17 protein-coding genes and 2 tRNA genes are annotated in these 20,369 nt (G+C 47.2%); 14 read left to right on the top strand and 5 right to left on the bottom strand.

All coding sequences use genetic code 11. The annotated features are described in order from the left end of the window. Positions 1 to 3 precede the first annotated feature (3 nt). A complete protein-coding gene (locus JIE71_RS10740) occupies positions 4 to 1,233 on the bottom strand; it encodes a type II secretion system F family protein (RefSeq protein WP_199508709.1) in 1,230 nt (409 codons plus the stop codon). Between the two features lie 163 nt (positions 1,234 to 1,396). Beyond that, positions 1,397 to 3,109, bottom strand: a complete 1,713-nt coding sequence (pilB, locus tag JIE71_RS10735) for a type IV-A pilus assembly ATPase PilB (protein ID WP_199508708.1) — start codon at positions 3,107 to 3,109, stop codon at positions 1,397 to 1,399. A gap of 337 nt (positions 3,110 to 3,446) precedes the next feature. Here pilB and tpiA point away from each other — a divergent pair, with 337 nt between their 5' ends. The 14 genes from tpiA to pnp all read left to right on the top strand — a co-directional run bounded on the left by tpiA (position 3,447) and on the right by pnp (position 17,155). Beyond that, positions 3,447 to 4,241, top strand: coding sequence for a triose-phosphate isomerase (gene tpiA, locus JIE71_RS10730; RefSeq protein WP_199508707.1), 795 nt, complete (start codon positions 3,447 to 3,449; stop codon positions 4,239 to 4,241). Between the two features lie 266 nt (positions 4,242 to 4,507). Next, positions 4,508 to 4,816: a preprotein translocase subunit SecG gene (gene secG, locus JIE71_RS10725; RefSeq protein ID WP_199508706.1), complete on the top strand. Its 309-nt coding sequence runs from the start codon at positions 4,508 to 4,510 to the stop codon at positions 4,814 to 4,816. A gap of 103 nt (positions 4,817 to 4,919) precedes the next feature. Continuing rightward, positions 4,920 to 5,004: transfer RNA gene (locus JIE71_RS10720), tRNA-Leu, on the top strand. 137 nt (positions 5,005 to 5,141) lie between these two features. Then, positions 5,142 to 5,218 (top strand) — tRNA-Met (locus tag JIE71_RS10715). Between the two features lie 441 nt (positions 5,219 to 5,659). Beyond that, positions 5,660 to 6,160 (top strand): ribosome maturation factor RimP, encoded by a 501-nt coding sequence (gene rimP / locus JIE71_RS10710; RefSeq protein WP_199508705.1) that lies wholly within the window; start codon positions 5,660 to 5,662, stop codon positions 6,158 to 6,160. Positions 6,161 to 6,270: 110 nt separating this feature from the next. After that, positions 6,271 to 7,755 carry a transcription termination factor NusA gene (nusA, locus tag JIE71_RS10705; protein WP_199508704.1) on the top strand — a complete coding sequence of 495 codons (1,485 nt, stop codon included), beginning with the start codon at positions 6,271 to 6,273 and terminating at the stop codon, positions 7,753 to 7,755. Positions 7,756 to 7,925: 170 nt separating this feature from the next. Continuing rightward, positions 7,926 to 10,670 carry a translation initiation factor IF-2 gene (infB, locus tag JIE71_RS10700; RefSeq protein WP_199508703.1) on the top strand — a complete coding sequence of 915 codons (2,745 nt, stop codon included), beginning with the start codon at positions 7,926 to 7,928 and terminating at the stop codon, positions 10,668 to 10,670. Positions 10,671 to 10,859: 189 nt separating this feature from the next. Next, positions 10,860 to 11,249, top strand: a complete 390-nt coding sequence (locus JIE71_RS10695; protein ID WP_199508702.1) for a ribosome-binding factor A — start codon at positions 10,860 to 10,862, stop codon at positions 11,247 to 11,249. Between the two features lie 6 nt (positions 11,250 to 11,255). Continuing rightward, positions 11,256 to 12,260: a tRNA pseudouridine(55) synthase TruB gene (truB, locus tag JIE71_RS10690; RefSeq protein WP_199508701.1), complete on the top strand. Its 1,005-nt coding sequence runs from the start codon at positions 11,256 to 11,258 to the stop codon at positions 12,258 to 12,260. A 397-nt stretch (positions 12,261 to 12,657) separates the two neighbouring features. Then, positions 12,658 to 13,185 carry a type 1 glutamine amidotransferase domain-containing protein gene (locus tag JIE71_RS10685; RefSeq protein ID WP_199508700.1) on the top strand — a complete coding sequence of 176 codons (528 nt, stop codon included), beginning with the start codon at positions 12,658 to 12,660 and terminating at the stop codon, positions 13,183 to 13,185. Positions 13,186 to 13,248: 63 nt separating this feature from the next. Beyond that, a complete protein-coding gene (locus tag JIE71_RS10680) occupies positions 13,249 to 13,404 on the top strand; it encodes a hypothetical protein (protein ID WP_199508699.1) in 156 nt (51 codons plus the stop codon). A gap of 126 nt (positions 13,405 to 13,530) precedes the next feature. Next, positions 13,531 to 13,713, top strand: a complete 183-nt coding sequence (locus tag JIE71_RS10675) for a hypothetical protein (protein ID WP_199508698.1) — start codon at positions 13,531 to 13,533, stop codon at positions 13,711 to 13,713. A gap of 279 nt (positions 13,714 to 13,992) precedes the next feature. Next, on the top strand, positions 13,993 to 14,259 hold the full coding sequence (rpsO, locus tag JIE71_RS10670) for a 30S ribosomal protein S15 (RefSeq protein WP_199508697.1): 267 nt from the start codon (positions 13,993 to 13,995) through the stop codon (positions 14,257 to 14,259). 799 nt (positions 14,260 to 15,058) lie between these two features. Next, on the top strand, positions 15,059 to 17,155 hold the full coding sequence (gene pnp / locus JIE71_RS10665) for a polyribonucleotide nucleotidyltransferase (protein WP_199508744.1): 2,097 nt from the start codon (positions 15,059 to 15,061) through the stop codon (positions 17,153 to 17,155). 113 nt (positions 17,156 to 17,268) lie between these two features. Here the strand turns inward: pnp and JIE71_RS10660 are convergent, their stop codons facing one another. From JIE71_RS10660 to JIE71_RS10650, 3 genes are read right to left on the bottom strand one after another with little or no spacing between them, the layout of a single operon-like run. Next, positions 17,269 to 17,856, bottom strand: a complete 588-nt coding sequence (locus JIE71_RS10660; RefSeq protein ID WP_199508696.1) for a hypothetical protein — start codon at positions 17,854 to 17,856, stop codon at positions 17,269 to 17,271. 50 nt (positions 17,857 to 17,906) lie between these two features. Next, positions 17,907 to 18,149: a YheV family putative metal-binding protein gene (locus JIE71_RS10655; RefSeq protein WP_199508695.1), complete on the bottom strand. Its 243-nt coding sequence runs from the start codon at positions 18,147 to 18,149 to the stop codon at positions 17,907 to 17,909. Further along, positions 18,149 to 20,293: a M3 family metallopeptidase gene (locus tag JIE71_RS10650; RefSeq protein WP_199508694.1), complete on the bottom strand. Its 2,145-nt coding sequence runs from the start codon at positions 20,291 to 20,293 to the stop codon at positions 18,149 to 18,151. The genes JIE71_RS10655 and JIE71_RS10650 overlap by 1 nt, the downstream gene beginning before the upstream one ends. Positions 20,294 to 20,369 lie beyond the last annotated feature (76 nt).

Here is a 20,369-nt window from a genome sequence, read left to right as displayed (position 1 = left end):
TATTTAGCCGACAACCGAACCCATTTGGAAAATAGGCAAGTACATAGCAATCACCAAACCACCGACCAAAACCCCAAGAATCGCCATAATCATCGGCTCCATGAGACTGGTCAAACCATCCACAGCATTATCCACTTCGTTCTCGTAATATACGGCGACTTTATCGAGCATCTCTTCTAGACTACCTGCTTCTTCACCGATACCGACCATCTGAATCGCCATACTGGGGAACAGATTGGTACTGCGCATAGAAAACTGGAGTTGTTGACCAGTGGCTACGTCATTTTTGATTTGCTGCGTGGCGTTATAAAACACCACATTGTTGGTTGCCCCAGCGGTGGAGTCCAGTGCATCAATCAAGGGCACACCTGCTGCAAACGTGGTAGATAAGGTACGCGCAAAACGAGCAATAACCGCTTGATAGGCGATTTTGCCAAAAATAGGCGCTTTTAAGGTAGCGCGGTCTAATAAGTCACGGAACTTTTTACTGCGTTTTCTACCTTCTGAAAAGGCAATCACTGCACCACCGATAAAGACAATTAAGATAAACCACCACGACTGCATCCATTCGGACATACCGACCACCATCTGCGTAAACGCTGGCAATTCTGCGCCAAAAGAGGCAAACAAATCGGCAAATACAGGCACGACTTTTACCAATAGAATAATGGTAACAATAATGGCGACGATAATAACTGCGATTGGGTATTTCAATGCTTTTTTGATTTTGGCTTTGAGCAGTTCGCTTTTTTCTTTATAGGTCGCGACCCGCTCAAGCATGGTCTCAAGTGCCCCTGACTGCTCCCCTGATGCCACAAGCGAGCAAAATAAATCATCAAAATAACGCGGATGCTTGCGCAGGGCAGAGGCAAAGGTACCGCCTGCTTCAACATCGGTTTTGATGGCCAATACCAAATCTTTCATGCTCGGATTGTCTAGAGAGTCAGCAACAATCTCAAACGATTGCGTCAGTGGCACACCTGCTTTCATCATGGTGGCCAACTGACGTGAAAAAATAGCGATATCAACGGGCTTGATGCCCTTTTTCATATTGAACAAGGCTTTGGGTTTTTTCTTGATGCTCTTAACTGTGATACCTTGCTTACGTAACGTGGCTTTGGCCAGCTCCATATTACGGCTGGTCGTCTCGCCTTTAACCTTTTGCCCGCGTCTATTGACACCATCATAGACAAAGTCCAGCAGCATGTCGGTTTTTACCTTCGCTTTTGCCATGTGTTACCCCAATACGGTTTGGCTGGTATACGCAAAATTGGGCACGCAGATGAGTGTCACAACATTGCTGTATTTTTGTTGATTGTCTGTTTATCATAGCGCATTGCATCTTGACTCGCTACGCTTATCAGCGCCCATTTGCATGTCTGTGCGGCTACATGTTTTATTCAGAAGTGACGCGCATCATTTCTTGAATACTGGTCACGCCTTGCAAGACTTTCATGATTCCTGAACGACGTAAATCACGAAAACCACCAGCAACCGCCGCATCTTTAATGTCAATGGCGTTGCCATCCTCCATAATAATGCGTGAGATGTCAGGCGTGACTTTCATGACTTCATAAATACCCACACGACCTTTGTACCCTTCGCGGCACTCACCACAGCCAACAGGCTCATAAATGATATTACCAGCATCGTCCAAGTCGTCATCAGTAAAACCAAGCTCAAGCAGACTGGGACGCGGCAAATTAACAGGTTTTTTACAATTTGAGCACAGACGCCGTGCCAAACGCTGAGCGATAACCAAGTTGACCGAGGTGGCAATGTTAAAAGAGGCGACGCCCATATTACGCAAACGGGTCAAGGTCTCAGGCGCGGAGTTGGTGTGCAAGGTGGAGAGTACCATGTGTCCTGTTTGTGCCGCTTTGATGGCGATTTCTGCAGTTTCTAAATCACGAATCTCACCGACCATGACGATATCAGGATCTTGGCGCAAAAAGGATTTTAGAGCACTGGCAAAGGTCAGACCTACTTTTGCGTTGACATTGACTTGATTGATACCCTCTAAGTTAATCTCTACAGGATCTTCGGCGGTCGAGATGTTGGTCGCGCCTGTGTTCAAAATATTAATCCCCGTATATAAGGATACGGTTTTACCTGAGCCTGTAGGCCCTGTGATAAGCAGCATGCCTTGTGGTTTGTTCAGCGCTTCTAAGAACAGTGCCTTTTGGTCAGGCTCATAACCGAGCGCATCGATACCAAGCATGGCCGATGAGGGGTCGAGGATACGCAAAACAATCTTTTCACCAAATAAAGTTGGCAACGAGTTGACACGAAAGTCGATGGCTTTACTTTTAGAGATTTTAAGTTTAATGCGGCCATCTTGCGGTATGCGGCGCTCAGAGATGTCCATCTGTGACATGACTTTTAAACGCGCAGCGATTTTTCCTGCCAACTGCACAGGTGGGCTGGCCATTTTTTGCATGACCCCATCAACGCGAAAGCGTACCCGATAGGATTTTTCATAAGGTTCAAAATGTAAATCAGACGCGCCCATACGAATGGCGTCAATCAGCATCTTATTGACAAATTTCACCACGGGTGCTTCATCTACACTGTCTGTTAACGTGGTTTCTGCTGTCGCACCCTCATTGACTTCGTCCAAACTGCCATCAAAATCACTGTCGCTAAAATTCGCAAAGCTCTGTACGCCGTCGGAAAAAGATTCGTCAATACAGCGTTTGAGTTTGTCTTCTTCGACCAGTACGGTCTCAATCGACAGACGCGAATTAAAGGCAATGGCATCAATCGCGTCAACGCGTGTGGGATCGCTAAGTGCCACGAACAAACGCTGGCCGCGCTTAAAAATAGGTAGAGCGTTAAACTTGCGTATGATTTTTTCATCAACCAAGTCTTTGGGAATAATGTTTTTATCAATGGTGCTCAAGTCAAACAAGGGGTCGCCAAAAGATTCAGACAGCAGTACTGCAATGGCTTGAGCATTGGCCATTTTATTATCGACCAAATACGACACCACGCTGATTTTTTGTTGCTGCGCTTCGTGTTGTGCCGCCTTCATGGCCTCGTCGCTTACAATACCTGCAGCAACGAATTGCTGTGCCAATCCTCCAAGCGTTCCTGATACGGTTGCCATGTATCTGCCTCCTTGATATGTGCTTTAGTCGTACACGCATGTACCTGTACTGCCGATTATAAGCGACAGCGCTGTCATTGTATCAACCGTGGCATGAATAATGTTGTTGCGTGTTAAAAACACTGATGTCTCGATGTCGCGGCTAAGTATTTACAGTCGTTATAGTTTTCGTGATAAATAAATGATTTGCAATGTATTATGGCATGACCGCGCTATTTTTCGTATATATTTAGTAGACGGCAAATATTTGCTATACTGGCGCCGCTTGCGGCTATCAAACAGACCAGCCGCATCGTTAACTTCTTTATATCAATAGCGCAAACAAGGTAGATACAGCATGCAGTCTTGGGTCATTGGCAATTGGAAACAAAATCCAGCAACGCAGCACGCGGTCAATACATTGATTGATGAGTTGCAAGAGGCAATGTCTGCAAGTCTTGCGCCAAGCTGCCAGCTAATGGTAGCACCAAGTTTTATACATCTTGCTGCGGTCGCCGCGCAATTAAACGAGACAGACATTTTATGCGGTGCTCAAGATGTCAGTGCCCACAGTGCCAGTACAGGCGCGTACACAGGCGATGTGTCTGCTGCGCAAGTACAGGACACGGGTGCACACTGGACGATTTTGGGTCATTCAGAGCGCCGTCAGTATCATCACGAAGATCATGATACGCTTGTGCAAAAAATGAACCATGCCTTACATCAAGGTCTTGGGGTCATTTTTTGTATTGGTGAAAGCCAGCAGCAATATGATGCCAAAGAAACGCTAGATGTGCTGGATACGCAGCTAAAGGTCATCGCTGAAGTCACTCAAAATCTCGATGACACAACTGTCTTGTCCGAAAAGCTGATCGTTGCCTACGAGCCTGTATGGGCGATTGGAACAGGAAAAGTGCCAACGGTAGTTGAAGTCAGCGATACGCATGCGCACATTAAACAAACACTAGCAAGCTATCATCATGCTCTTGGCAGCACCGCAGTGCTTTACGGCGGCAGCGTCAATGCCGATAATGCGCCTGACTTTGCCGCAAGTGACGTGGTTGATGGCGCGCTGGTTGGCGGTGCGTCATTAAAAGCCGCCAGCTTTTTGGCAATCGCTGAAGCGTTTGCGGCAACTAAAGGGAATAAATAAACCTTTTTATACCTTTATAGGGACTGCCTGTCTATTTTTATTGACTGTTAATAGGACAGTTTTTGATACAAAAAAAGCAGGCAAAAGCGTCCGCTGATTTAACAGCGCGACGGTAATCGTGTACAATGCCTCGCATTTGACATTAATTTTATGTGTTATACGGCGCCGTTTTCTGTGCTTTGCTTAAGATTTATAGAGGAGCAGAGGTACGAAACGCCGTCTTTATCTTTGTTACTTGTCGTCGTCGGGCGACAAAAGAGGTGACCATGTTTACATTCATATTGGCCTTACACATTATTGTGGCGATTGGCATGATTGGTTTGATTTTGATACAGCATGGCAAAGGCGCAGATGCAGGCGCTTCTTTTGGTGCAGGCTCTTCGGCCACCGTATTTGGTGCTGCAGGTAGTGCTAATTTTTTGACTCGCGCAACGGGCGTATTGACCGCCATCTTCTTTATCACCAGTATGGCGCTTGCGGTACATGCGCGCAATCAAGCAGAAGACCAGTTTCGTTTAGACGTGCCAGTCTCGGCACCTGAAACGCCGCGTCCGCTCACCCAAAGCCCTGAATAACGTACTTGCAATTTCCAAAAATTCACTTTACAATGCCTGCTTCATTATCGCGTGCTGATGGTTTTATAGACATATCGGTAGATAATGAACATAGAGATATTTTGCGATTGTGGTGGAATTGGTAGACACGCTATCTTGAGGGGGTAGTGGCGCAAGCTGTGGGGGTTCAAGTCCCCCCAATCGCACCAATAAATATCTGTATGAGATGGTTGATAACCAGCGCGGCACAGCGCGAAGTGAAGATAATCAATACGATATTTAAATTTATTTAAAATAAAGTTTGACAGAATGATTATCCTTAACTATAATGTGCATTCTAAATTGATGCGGGGTGGAGCAGTCTGGTAGCTCGTCGGGCTCATAACCCGAAGGTCGTTGGTTCAAATCCAGCCCCCGCTACCACTTTTTATACTGATTAATGTACGACATGTCATCAGTAGCTATTAACCCACCATTATGTTTGTGGGTTTTTTTGTATCTGATTGTCGGTGCTGTCACGGTATCTATTCTACTTATGTTAAGCTCTATGCCATTAGAGTGCGCTAACATCCGTTAGTCATGCTATCTGCATGAACCAAACCCATTTTGCGCTTTTCGGCGACTGTTTTCATTTGTTCTTATGTATTACGCCGATAGTGAGCAGTGGCTTTGTGCTGCCTGTCAGCTTGCTGATGTGCCGCTAAAGGATATGCTACTAAAAAAGCGATACGGCTTACAGAGAGTGAAATCGTGAAAAAGCACAGTAAACAAAAAAGCATAGACAACAAAACATGAATAATGACCGTAAACGATAGTGTTATTCGCGAGCGGTTGGCATCATCTATAGGAAATTAAACAGATATCATGAAACTTTCGACCAAAGTCACTGAATTGACCAGCATTATTGAGCCTGCTGTAGCGGCTTGTGATGTGGCATTGTGGGGCGTAGAATTCGTACCGCAAGGTCGCCGCTCACTGCTACGCATTTATATCGAAGCACTGCCTGAAGACAAAGCCGATGGCAAACAGGTTACTATTGAAGACTGTACGGCCGTGACCCATCAGGTCAGTGGTATTTTAGAAGTACACGACCCGATTGCTGGGGAGTATGTGCTTGAAGTGTCGTCACCTGGTTTTGACCGTGCATTTTTTGTCAGTGAGCAGTTGCTTGACTACATTGGTCAAAGTGTCAGCCTGCGTTTGATTCAAGCCATTGGTCAAGGCAGCGATAAGCGCCGCAAAGTGACAGGTAAGCTTGATGCGATGAAAGATGACAGTCTATTACTTACTACCAATGACGGCGAACAATTTGAAGTTGCCCTAAGCAACATCGATAAAGCCAATTTGGTGTACGAAGATCAGTAAGCTATAGCAATCAGCGTTAAATAGCGTATCATAAGTGCGCCAAGCGAATGCTTGTTTAAATAACTTATATACCCATGATAACAGTAAAGTCAGTATAGGACAGGTATACCATGAGTCGCGAGATTTTAACGGTTGTAGAGACCGTCAGTAATGAAAAAGGCTTAAATCCTGAAGATATCTTTGAAGCCATTGAAGACGCTTTGGTGGTATCGACTAAGAAAAAAGTATATACCGAGCAGCCAGAAGTGGCGATTCGCGTGTCTATTGACCGTGCTACGGGCGATTACGATACCTATCGTTATTGGACTGTGGTGGCGGATGAAGACCACGAGATGCCTGCGTGTCAGCTTGCCATTACTGACCTTGACCAAGATGAATGGTCTATCGGTGATATTAAAGAAGAGCAAATTGAATCGATTGAATTTGGTCGTATTGCCGCCACCCAAGCCAAGCAAGTCATTATCCAAAAAATCCGTGAAGCAGAGCGCGCGCTTGTCGCTGATGCGTTTGAGCCACGTGTTGGCGAGATGATGTTTGGTGAAGTGAAAAAGCAAACCCGTGATGGCTATATCATTGATTTGGGTGATAACGCTGAAGGCTATCTGTCACGTGACCAAATGCTGCCTCGTGAGCAGCTGCGCGTAAAATCACGCATCAATGCGATCTTGTATCATGTGAATCGTGAAAACCGCGGCGCGCAATTACTACTATCACGCACGCACCCTGAAATGCTGTCAGCGCTGATGCAAAAAGAAGTGCCTGAGATTGCTGAGCAAATCATCGAGATTCGTAACGTGGCTCGCTTGCCAGGTACGCGCGCTAAAATCTCAGTTAAGACCAATGACCATCGTATCGATCCCGTCGGTGCGTGTATTGGTATGCGTGGCACACGTATTCAAGCCGTACAACAAGAGCTGGACGGTGAGCGTATTGATGTCGTGGTGTGGTCAGATGATCCCGCACAGTACATCATCAGCGCGCTTGAGCCTGCTGATGTGAGCAGCATTATTCTTGATGAAGATACGCAAACTGCGGACATCATCTTTAGCACCAATGATCAGTTGGCGCGTGCGATTGGCTCACAAGGCCAAAACGTACGTTTGGCGTCAGAGTTGACAGGCTACAAGCTAAATATGATGCTCGAAGAAGAGTATCAGCAGCGTCAAGAAAACGAAACCAAAGCATACGTCAACTTGTTCTACGAGCGTCTAGAAGTGGATCAAGACCTCGCACAAGCCTTGGTTGATATTGGCTTTACCAGTATCGAAGAAGTGGCTTATGTTCCTGTTGAAACCTTTTATGACATCGAAGGTTTGGACGATGAAGCCATCGACATGATTCAAGAGCGCGCCAAAGAAGTGGTCATCTCTGATGAGCTGATGAAGCAACAAAACATGAAAGAGCCGAGCGAAGAGCTGCTTGCCCTTGATGGCATGACGACCAGCTGGGCGTATAAGCTTGCACAAAAAGACATCATTACTCTTGATGACTTGGCTGAGCAAGCGGTATTTGATTTAGAAGACATCGAAGGTTTGGATGCCCAAACGGCAGGCAAGCTGATTATGAAAGCACGGGAATCGTGGTTCAATGAATAGGCGTTGAGGGCATATCACTGTCTTTTGGTGGTATGCTATGCAGCAAACGTGCTTGTCTTGGCAGGCGTGCGTAATTATCAGTTAACCATGCCAAGACAACCCAAACGCAATCATTTGTAGCCAACAATTGAATTGAAATATAGCAAACAATAGACAGTAGGTGATAATCAATGGCAGATAAGACCGTCAAAGAACTGGCAGAAATGGTAGGCAAAACTCCGACCGCTGTACGACAGCAGTTGGTGGATGCTGGACTGCCTGCTCGTGGGGAGGATGACTCAGTCACCGAACTTGAGCAAGAAAAATTGGTGGCGTATTTAAAACAAAGTCATGGTCAGCAAGAAAAGCGCCGTATTAGCCTAAAATCTAAGACCACCAGTACCGCCCGCGTGACTGGCTCTTCGGGCAAATCGAAGAGTGTCAATGTCGAAGTACGTAAGAAAAAAGTATTCGAAAAACCGAATCCAGAACAGTTGGCACAAGAGATGGCGGCACGTGAACAAGCCAAAATCGAAGAACAAAAACGTGCTGAAAAAGAAGCCAAAGAGCGTGCTGAAGCGAAGAAAAAATCTGAAGAGCGCCAAGCAGCAACTTTGGCTGCTATGCGTGCAAGTTTGGGTTCAAGTAAAAGCGCAGATGACAGCAGTGAAAAAAGCGCAGGTTCAACCTCATCAGTCGTTGTCAAAAAAGGCAGCAAAGCGGTTGTAGAAGTTAAAGGTAAAGCGCCAAAAGACAAAGAAAAGAAAAAAGCAGTCGTTACTAAGCCAAAAGTAGAAACGGCAGCTGAGCGTAAAGAACGTGAGGCGCGTGAGAAAGAAGAAGAGCGTCTACGTCAAATCGAAGCAGAAACTCGCCGTAGCCAAGCTGAAGAAGCGCAAAAACGCACGCTTGAGCAAATGCGTAAAATGGCAGGTAAATATAGCGAGCGTGAGCCCACTACAGAAGTACGTAAAGATGAGCCACTTGCTGAAGGTCTGGTTGGAGAAGCGCTAGAAGAGTCGTTCGAAAAAGAACGCCGCGAAATCAAGCGCGGTGCAAACAGCACTACTCCACGTGGTCGTCGCCGTAAAAACCAAGAAGAGCGCGAAATCAAAAACCGTAAGCACGGTTTGCGTTCAAGCCAAGCGCAGCAGCACAAGTTTGAAAAACCAGTCGAAAAAATCGTCTATGACGTTGAAATTAGCGAACAAATCGTTGTTTCAGATTTGGCGCAGCGTATGGCGGTAAAAGCTCGCGAAGTCATCAAGCTGCTTATGAAAATGGGTGAGATTGCGCGTGAGTCAGATACCATTGATCAGACCACAGCCAGCCTAATCGTCGAAGAAATGGGTCACAACCCAGTGCTTATCAGCGACAACAAGGTTGAAACCGATCTGCATGATGCGGTCGATGAGCGCAGCAGTAACGTGCAAGCCCGCCCACCCGTTGTTACCATCATGGGTCACGTTGACCATGGTAAGACCTCACTGCTTGATAAAATCCGTGAAACCAAAGTGGCAAACGGCGAAGCAGGCGGTATTACTCAGCATATTGGTGCTTACCATGTTGAGACGGACCGCGGTGTTATCACATTCCTAGACACCCCAGGTCACGCTGCCTTTAGTGCGATGCGTTCACGTGGTGCTCAGGCGACTGATATTGTGGTCTTGGTCGTGGCAGCTGATGACGGCATGATGCCGCAAACTGAAGAAGCGATTGACCATGCACGCGCTGCAGGTACGCCGCTGATTGTTGCTATCAACAAAATGGACAAGCCAGGTGCGGATCCTGATCGCGTCTTGAACGAATTGACCACCAAAGAAGTCGTCTCAGAAGACTGGGGTGGCGATACCCCCATGGCACGTATCTCAGCCAAAACAGGCGAAGGTATTGATGACTTACTTGAGTATATTAGTTTACAAGCCGAGCTTATGGAGCTAGAAGCCCCACTAGATGGCGCAGCGCAAGGTGTGGTCATCGAGTCGAAGCTAGAAAAAGGCCGCGGCGCTGTGGTGAGTGTACTGGTCAAAAAAGGCACGCTAAAACAAGGCGATCTCGTCTTGGCAGGTGAGCACTATGGCAAAGTCCGTGCGATGAACGATGAAAACGGTCAGCGTATCAAATCTGCGGGTCCATCAATTCCTGTAGAGATTTTGGGCTTACCAGAAACGCCAGCAGCGGGTAGCGAATTCTTAGTCGTGACCGACGAGAAAAAAGCCCGTGAAGTTGCCGACTTTAGAACCAACCGTGAGCGTGAGCGTCAACTTGAGCGTCAGAACAAGATGCGTCTTGAGAGTATGTTTGAGCAGATGGGTCAAGGCGATGTGTCTGTCTTAAACATTATCCTAAAGACCGACGTTCGTGGTTCACTCGAAGCCTTGCTTGCTGCGCTCGAAGAGTTGTCAACAGACGAAGTTAAAGTTCGTGTGATCAGCTCAGGCGTGGGTCCTATCTCTGAGTCAGACGTGACGCTTGCCGAATCAAGCGAAGCGGTTCTACTAGGCTTTAACGTTCGTGCTGATAGTGCTGCACGTCGTAAGGCAGACAGCGCGGGTATCGATATCCGTTACTACAGCGTTATTTATGGTTTGATTGACGATGTCAAAGCGGCTATGAGTGGTATGCTAGCGCCTGAACATCGCGAGAAAATCTTGGGCGTGGCTGAAGTTCGCGAAGTATTCCGCTCAAGTAAGTTCGGTGCGGCGGCAGGTTGTATGGTGGTTGAAGGTACTATTTATCGCAATAAACCCATCCGTGTACTGCGAGAAGACAAAGTTATCTTCACAGGTCAGTTACAGTCACTACGCCGTTACAAAGACGATGTTAACGAAGTGCGTACTGGCATGGAATGTGGTCTTGCGGTTAAAGGCTACGATGTCGAAGCAGGCGATAAGATTGAAGTCTTTGAGATTCAAGAAGTCGAACGTACTATCTAATAGCGCGTTATGACACATCAAAAGGTCTAACAGGGTTTCCTGCTAGACCTTTTTTGTACGATTTAACACAAAGGCACAGCAGAGTGACTTCTGTTAACGCATTCAATCGTGCCTATAATGAATATAGTTGTCGGCATTACTGCCACAGCACACCTAAATCAACAATAATTTGTATAAATAGGATTTTTTATGAATCAACGTTTACAGCGTCTTGCTGACCAAATCCAGCGTGAGCTTGCCGTACTTATTCGTGATGAAGTCAACGACCCGCGTTTGACAGGTTTTGTCACCATCTCTAGCGTTAAAGTCAGTCCTGATCTTGGCTACGCCGATGTGTACGTCACCATCATGGAGCCTGAGCTTAATGATGCCATGACCAAAACCAGCCATGAGCAGAGCCTTGAAGTATTGAATAAGGCCGCGGGCTTTTTGCGTACCGAGCTGAGCCATAGCCTAAAAACCCGCACCACGCCGCGTCTGCGCTTTCACTATGACGAAGTTACTGCACGTGGCAACTATATGATGGACTTGATCAATAAAGCCGTCACCAAAACTGAGCAAAACGAAGCAGAAGAGTAGCGCGTTATGAGTGTCAGTACAGCAGCTACGGAAAAACAAAAAGTGTCAGGCGTCTTATTGATAGACAAGCCTATGGGCATGACCTCACAGCAAGTGGTGTCAAAGGTCAAATACCTGTTTAAGTCGCCGATGCACAATAGCAAAAAGGCAGGGCATACAGGCACGCTCGACCCGATGGCAACGGGACTGCTGCCCGTTTGCTTGGGTGAGGCGACCAAGTTTAGCCACTATCAGCTGGACGCGGACAAAGCCTACATTGCCACCGTGCAACTGGGCGCGCAAAGTGATACAGGCGATGCCGATGGGCAAATCATTGCCACCAAGGCTGTACCTGACATTAACGATGACATGCTCCAAGCCGTCACCGAGCAGTTTTTAGGCGCAAAGCAGCAAGTACCGCCAATGTACTCGGCACTTAAAAAAGACGGCAAAAAGCTCTATGAGTATGCCCGCGAAGGTATCGAGATTGAGCGCCCTGCGCGTGATATTCATATCAAAGCGTTGACGATTACCCAGCAGGCTGATGACCTTCTACAACTGCATGTGACGTGTAGCAAGGGCACCTATATCCGCGTACTTGGCGAAGACATCGCGCAAGCGCTCGGCACACTTGGTCATCTGACAGCGCTACGACGCACGCAAGTGGGTGCATTTGTCATTGACGATGCGATTTCGATAGCAGACCTAGAGGCCACAACCTTGGATGCGCGTTTTGCGCGCCTGTTGCCGCTCGATGCCTGTATTGAGATGGACAGACAGTTGACACTCAGCGACGAGCAGTGCGCAAGGCTTCAGCAGGGACAACGCTTGAATGTTTATGCTCAAATGGATGATGCACTTAAGACTGAGCTGTCTGCGCAAATGGGGATTAACGATAATAACGAGGATAGTGGCAATGACAGCGAACCAACGATGGACATCAAGCTGATGAATAACGCAAAAACCTTTATTGGTTTGGGCACCATCGGCGCATCAGGGCGTTTGCAACCCAAAAAACTGATACAGCGCTAACCAAAGCGGCGTACAACTTACCATCACATTACATTAATCACATACCGATACATTTCATTGCAGGTTTCGCCTACGGCGGAGCCTGTTTTTTTTATATATTAATAAGCGTTGGCGAGGAAGGCTATATATAAAAACAAGAAGAACAATATTTGAAAATAATAACAGTAAACTGAACTATAAAAATAAAAAATATTAGAGAGCTACAAAAAATTTATAATAATAGGATAAAGATAAATAAAAAGATTTAGAAGTTAAAATAATAATAAAATGAATAATTACAAATGATAAGAAATATAAAATATAAAATATAAAATATAAAAAATTGATGACTGTATAGATAAATATATCAAAAGTGCCAAAATATAACTCACGCAAAAATAACCGCATAGGAGTGTTTATGAAGACCATCGCTTTTTTACTGCACAGCAACTTTGAGCAAGCAGAATATGAAGAGGTTAATAACCAACTAAAAGCAAAAGGGTACAATACGCTGCTTATCACCACCAATGATGACAAAGAAGTCCAAGCAATGAAGCAAGATGTTGATAAAGGCGATACCTTCACCGCAGATATCTTCGTTAAAGAAGCCAATCCCGACGATTATGATGCGCTCATACTGCCAGGCGGTACCGTTAACGCCGATACCATTCGTGGTAACAAAGACGCGCACAAGATTATCAACGCAATTAACGACTCAGGTAAGGTCTTAGCAGCGATTTGTCATGCACCTTGGGCACTTATCAATGCAGGTATTGCTAAAGGCAAAACGTTAACTGCTTATGAAACCCTACAGCTGGATCTAGAGAACGCAGGCGCAACCTTTGTAGACAAGACCGTGCAAGTTGATGGCAATTTGATTACTTCACGTAATCCTGATGATATCAGCAATTTTGTTGATGCGATTGACAAAGCCTTAGCTGAATAAAAAGCATTGATTAAATCTATAAAAAATAAAATTAATGATATAACTCGCTAAAAGGATATTATTATGACACAGCCTAATCCAAACAATACTGAATTTGAACAACAAAAATCAGACTCAGAGGTTGCCTCATTAAAAAACCAAGCAGAAGGCAACTACAATAAAGATACCGAAACTGCCGCTGATAACATTGCCAACAATGTTGAAAATACCAAAGACTGATTATTGGCAGTATGCGCAGTAATTACTCAACGATGCAGTGTTAGAGAAAGCGATTGCTGACTTTAATACTGCGTTTTTTATTTTTAAATCAATCATAAGTCATTATTTAAAGCCAAGGAGTGCGCAATGAGTATAGACAAACAAAATATGGATGCCGAAGAGCGCAAGATTGACGCGCTGGCTCAAGACATCAATCCTAGCGAAGATGTCACACCAAAGAGTGAAGCGGAAATGACCACCGCTCTGTTGGATGATGATGCATTGGGCGGTACGGTCAAAGATACTGATGCTGAGCACAAACCTCAGTAGTCGGCTCTATAGTGAATCCATTTGTGCGATAGGTGCAATGCTGCTGACAGCAGAACTAACCGAGTAGACACCCAGTGTCACGAAACTATGAATTCTATTGACAAAATATGCTGTCAGTAAGGCGCTTTTTTGTTATAATACGCCCCAGTTATTCGAACACGTGTATACCACTAGGAACACTCTAGTGATGCAGGGTTTTCCCGAATGGTGTACTTTTTTTATTGTCATACTTTTCCTTTATGATAGGCGAGTGTGACCTTAGCATTGCCGGAGAGAAATATGCTAACCAATACTGACCGTCAACAAATCATTGCTCAATATCAGCGCGACGAAAACGACACAGGTTCTCCTGAAGTTCAAATCGCACTACTAAGCGCACGCATCAACGATTTGCAAGACCACTTTAAAGCGCACAAAGCGGATCACCACAGCCGCCGCGGTCTAATCCGTATGGTTAACCAGCGCCGTAAACTGCTTGACTACCTAAAAGGTAAAGACCTAGGTCGTTACACCACAGTAATCAGCCAGTTGGGTCTACGTCGTTAATAGCTAGATAGCGACCGCGAGGTGGCTGAGCTATTAAATACGGTTGATGCACAATTGGTAATACAGCAAGTGATTGGTGAGTATCAATAAAGTCATCAACAATAAAAACGGTGTGGAATGATTTCACGCCGTTTTTTTTATGCTTACAGTTTTATGCTCTGTTTATTGGTAGTGATTCGGTAGCCGTATACGTTATCCATTGGTCAAGGCGAACAAATCTCTGTAAAATGAGGTGCGTTTGGTATCGAGACTTTATGCATCAATCCGTTTGTTAGTGAGCAGGGATGATAAGTAGGGCAAAGATATTGTATATTTGACAGCGACACCTTAGCGCCGCGTTATTATGCGTGAATACGCACAATAAGGGTGCGCTGATCGTGGGTGCTGTCTGCGTTGAATTACAGTGAACCCGCTTTATAAGTAAAAGCTGTCCGTAATAACAAAGTGCGTTTATGATGGATGGCACTGTGGTAAGACTTACTCAAAGGTTATCGGCAGTGATTGAGTAAGGATAAATTGTCTGTCATTTGCCCATCAGCCTCTGTCAGCGATACAGATGATGGACAGGGCAAAAGGGACATGCACAGCAAAGATACGCGAAAAAATAACGCACCATGACCGCTTGATAGCCGCGTGCCAAAGTCATCATGTACGGCGCGTCAAAGATAGGCAAGGTCATGATTTAATACGTCGTATCGCACACTGCCCCCATATTTTTTACGACAGGTATCAGTAGCGATGGATTACAGATACCCGTTTCGTCATTCAACATTAGGAAATTTATATGACAACATCAACCATGTTCAACACCATTAAGCGTGAATTTCAATATGGTAATCAACAAGTTGTACTAGAGACTGGTCGTGTTGCGCGTCAAGCCAACTCAGTGATGGTACACATGGGCGGCGTATCGGTATTGGTCGCGGCCGTGGTCAAGGCAGACGCTAAAGAAGGTCAAAACTTCTTTCCATTGACCGTCAACTATCAAGAAAAAATGTACGCTGCGGGTAAAATTCCAGGTGGCTACGGTAAGCGTGAAGGTCGTGCAAGCGAGTTTGAAACCCTAACCTCACGTCTGATTGACCGTCCTATCCGTCCGCTGTTCCCAGAAGGTTACGTCAACGAAATCCAAATCACCGCAACCGTCGTGTCATCAGACAAGACCCAGCACGCAGACATCGCTGCGATGATTGGTGCATCAGCGGCATTGGCAATCTCAGATGCGCCTTTTAACGGTCCTATCGCTGGCGCGCGCGTTGGCTTTATCGATGGCGAATACGTACTCAACCCAACGCTTGAGCAATTGGAAACCAGTGACCTTGACCTTGTGGTTGCGGGCACCAAATCAGCAGTATTGATGGTTGAATCAGAAGCGGCAGAGCTGTCAGAAGACCAAATGTTAGGCGCAGTCTTGTACGGTCACGAGCAGCAACAAATCGTCATCGACAACATCGTTGCCCTTGCTGAAGAAGTGGGCACACAAAAGCAAGAATTCACCGCGCCTGCTGCCAATGCTGAGCTAGAGTCTGCGGTAAAAGCGCAGTTCGGCGACAAAATCGCTGAAGCCTACACCATCACTGAAAAGCAAGAGCGTTACGCGGCCCTTGATGAGATTAAGCAAGCCATCATTGAGAGCCTAGCAGGTGATGCTGAAGCGGACGACTACAGTGACAAAGTGTCTGAGCTCAAAGACATCTATGAAGAACAAAAATACCGCACCGTGCGTGACAATATCCTATCAGGTAAGCCACGTATTGACGGTCGCGACCTAGAGACCGTACGTGCGCTAGACGTACAGGTTGGCGTATTGCCATACACGCATGGCTCTGCGCTATTCACGCGCGGCGAGACGCAGGCACTGGTTACCACCACGCTAGGCAACAGCCGTGATGTGAACATGATTGATTCCTTGGCAGGCACGATTCGTGACCATTTCATGCTGCATTACAACTTCCCACACTTCTCAGTAGGTGAGACGGGTCGTGAAGGCGCGCCAAAGCGTCGTGAAATCGGTCATGGTCGCCTAGCACGCCGTGGTGTACAAGCGATGCTACCAGACAGCGAGCGCTTCCCATACGTCATCCGTGTGGTATCAGAAATCACCGAATCAAACGGCTCATCGTCAATGGCGTCAGTCTGTGGTGCGAGCCTTGCGTTGATGGACGCAGGTGTGCCTTTAAAAGCACCAGTAGCAGGTATTGCTATGGGTCTGGTTAAAGAAGGCGAGCGCTTTGCCGTCTTGTCAGACATCTTGGGTGACGAAGATCACCTAGGCGACATGGACTTTAAAGTCGCGGGTTCAAAAGACGGTATCACCGCACTCCAGATGGACATCAAAATCGAAGGCATCACGCCTGACATCATGGAGCAGGCGCTCAAACAAGCGCATGCAGGTCGTATCCACATCCTAAACGCGATGAATGAAGTATTGCCAGCAAGCCGTACTGAAATCAACGCGCACGCCCCGAACTACGCGGTGGTTGAAATCAATCCTGAAAAAATCCGTGACGTGATTGGTAAAGGCGGCGCGACCATCCGTCAATTAACCGAAGACACTGGCGCGGTTATCGACATCGATGACGCAGGCACGATTCGTATCTTTGGTGAAAACAAAGCCGCGACCAAAGCCGCTATCCAGCAAATCGAAGCCTTAACCGCTGAAGTTGAAGTGGGCAAAACGTACGAAGGTACGGTAGCGCGTATTGTTGACTTTGGTGCGTTTGTTACCTTGTTGCCAAACACAGATGGTCTGGTACACATCTCACAAATCGCTGAAGAGCGCGTTGAAAACGTGTCTGACTACCTAAAAGAAGGTCAAACCGTGAAAGTATTGGTACAAGACGTGGACAACCGCGGTCGTATCAAATTGACTATGAAAGGTATTGAGCAAGCGTAATTTGCTGCACTACCTTTGCAATAAAAAAGCCGCGCATTAGATTGCGCGGCTTTTTTTTGTGTGAAAAATAAAAGCTAATTATAAAAAATAGTTATAAAAACCGTCTTCACCAATTAGGCAGATAGCGTCGGTAAACGCGGCAGGTGTATATCAATGCGCAAACGCGGTACGTCTTTTAACTCATCAAATAGTGCTAATACAGCCGCATCAGACACATTTAGTGCCTTACTATCTATTTCGCTATAACCATCTTTTATGGCATCAGCAGTATCAAAGTGGTTGTCAGAACACAACGACAATAACGGACGCGCAAAAACAGCGATGCGCCGGACACCCTCATAACGAATCAGCTTGGTTAGTTGCTGCTTTAAATCCATCAGCGCCGCGTTTAGCCACACTGTTTTTGGGTTGTGATACGGATGGTGGGCGATGGTCAGATTGGCGATATATTGCGGCTGGTTCCCATTGCTGCTCGCGCCCAATCCTGCGTACTCGCGCTGGCGCTTGTGTAGCAGGCAGCTGCCCACCGTCAGCCATGATTCCAGACAAGCGCGGCGATATTGACGGTAATTGTCCGCATACAGCGTTTGCGTACGCATCAAAATAGGGTCAAGTAAAATGCCTGCGGTATTGACAGGCAATACCAGCACTTGGGCGCGCGTGCTTAGAATCGGGGCGCGGGTCAGGCTGAAGACTGCCATCGGTTTTCCTTTACCATGAGTCGCGCTGCGGTGTCCATGCAGCGTGGGTGTTAAGATTTAAACTGCACGATGCCTTGCGTGCCTGTTTGCATGGCGTCTTTAGCAAGATTGTTTTGCTCAAGGTCTTCAGGCTTGGGGCGGCGTTCGATGTGCCCGCACTGACTGCACTCGATATACTCGTCCGCCTCGGGCTCAAAGAGTTGCACCTGCACCACAGCATCCATCGCCGAACACTTTGGGCAGCGCACGCCCGCTAAAAACTGGCGCTTGGGTCGGGTCGATTGATAACGCATTACACCACCTCGGCAGTTGGTGCGCTGTCAGGCTCAGCACTGTCAAAACCGCTATGACGTAATAGCGCGTCAATGGTGGCGCTGCGTCCACGGAAGTTTTCAAAGTTGGTCTTAGCAGGCAAGCTACCACCGACTGACAGCACAGTATCACGAAAGGCTTTGCCTGTTACCGCATTAAAAATCCCTTCTTCTTCAAAACGGCTAAAGGCATCGGCGGACAACAGCTCTGCCCATTTATACGAATAATAACCCGCCGCGTAGCCGCCTGCAAAAATATGACTAAAGCCATTGGCAAAGCGGTTGTCACTTGGGGTATCCATGATGGCAATCTCATCACGCACGCCTTGTAGCGTCGCTAAAATACCTGTGTAATCAGGCGCAGGGCTCGCCGCATGAATGCGCATATCAAAGAGGGCAAACTCAATTTGGCGCAAAGTCTGCATACCGCTTTGGAAGTTTTTGGCAGCAAGCAGCGCGTCTAATTTATCGGTAGGCAGCGGCTCGCCTGTATCGATATGACCGCTGATCAGCGCGATGCCGTCTGCGTGCCATGCCCAGTTTTCCATAAACTGGCTGGGCAGCTCGACCGCGTCCCACTCAACGCCATTGACGCCCGCGACATCGCCGACGGTGACTTGGGTCAATAAGTGATGCAGACCGTGCCCAAACTCATGGAACAAGGTCAATACCTCATCATGTGTCAATAGACTGGGCTTGTCATCGATAGCAGGGGTGAAGTTGCCGACCATAAAGCAGACAGGCAGCTGCGTGTAGTCCGCCGCTTGGTTGTGATAGCGCGACTGAAAGCCATTCATCCACGCGCCGCCGCGCTTGCCACTGCGCGCAAACAAGTCAAAATAAAAGCCGCCGACCAGCGTATCATCGACATCTAGCAGCTGATAAAAACGCACGTCAGGATGCCATACCGAGGCGTTGTCGGTCGCGTCAATCACGCGAATGCCGTACAAGCGCTGAACGATGGCAAACAAACCATCAATCACTTTAGTGACAGGAAAATACGGGCGGATTTCTTCTTGCGATAGGCTAAAGGCTTGCTGCTTGACCTTTTCGGCAAAGTACGCGCTGTCCCACGGCTGCAAATCGGTGACGCCGTGCTCTGCCGCACATTGACTGATTTGCGCCAAGTCTTTTTTGGCGGCGGGGGTCGCCTCATTTGCAAGCGAAGTCAAAAAGTCGCTGACCTCATCCACACGCTCTGCCATCTTGGTCGATAGGGACAGCTCGGCATAATTGTCAAAACCGAGCAGCTGCGCCTTTTGTTCACGCAAGGCTAAAATTTCTTGCATGCTATCGGCGTTGTTTAATGACTCGCCTTTGTCATTGGTATGCGTATCAAATTCTGAAGCGCGGGTCACGTACGCATGGTACAGCGCTTGACGCAGGTCGCGGTCATCGGCATAAGTCATCACTGCCAGATAGCTGGGGATATTCAGCGTCGCTACATAGTATGGCGTGGGTAGTGCGTCCATGTCCGCATCGCTCATCTCGCCTGATTCGCGCAGCTTTGCTTTGTGCTGCTCGCCCGCTTCGGCAAGCAGTGCGCGTCCGCTCTCGGTCATGCCTGCCAGCCTGTCTTCTGTTAAGGGCAGGGCATAAGCTTGGGTGGCATCCAAGATATTGTCCGAGAATTTGGCAGATAAGGCGGCAAGTTTGCTTTGAATATCGGCAAACTTCGCTTGCTTATCTTTTGGCAATGCTACGCCTGACAGCTCAAAGCTCTGCATCGCAAGGGTGATGGCGCGGGCGCGGTCAGTCGGCAGGGCATTAAAAAAGTCGCGGTCATTGACCACTGTTTGGTAACGCGCAAATAACGGCTGATGCTGACCGACACGCGTGCCGTAGGCTGCGACCTCTGGCAACAGTGCATGATGCGCCGTACGAATGTCCTGGTCACTCATCACGCTATTAAGATGTGATACCAAGCCCCAGCTTCTATCGAGTGCCAAATTGACGTGTTCAAAATCAACGATATCCGCAAGCGCCGCCTCAGTATCGGCAGGTGCAGCGCTTAGCGCATCCAAAAAGGTCTGCGCTTCGGTCAATGCTGCCGTGACCTGCTCACTTAGCGCAGTAGGTGTGGTGGCAGCAAAATCAACAAGGTGTAACTCAGAAGCAAGGGTCATAAACACATCCCATGTCGTTATAAAAATAAAAGAATAATGGTAGTAAACCTATCAGCGCTAAATGCGCGCACTGTAT

The organism is Psychrobacter sp. bablab_jr014 (genome assembly GCF_016464015.1).
Classification (GTDB): domain Bacteria; phylum Pseudomonadota; class Gammaproteobacteria; order Pseudomonadales; family Moraxellaceae; genus Psychrobacter.
The sequence above is the reverse complement of the archived record's forward strand: the minus strand, read 5'-3'. Positions and strand labels throughout refer to the sequence as shown.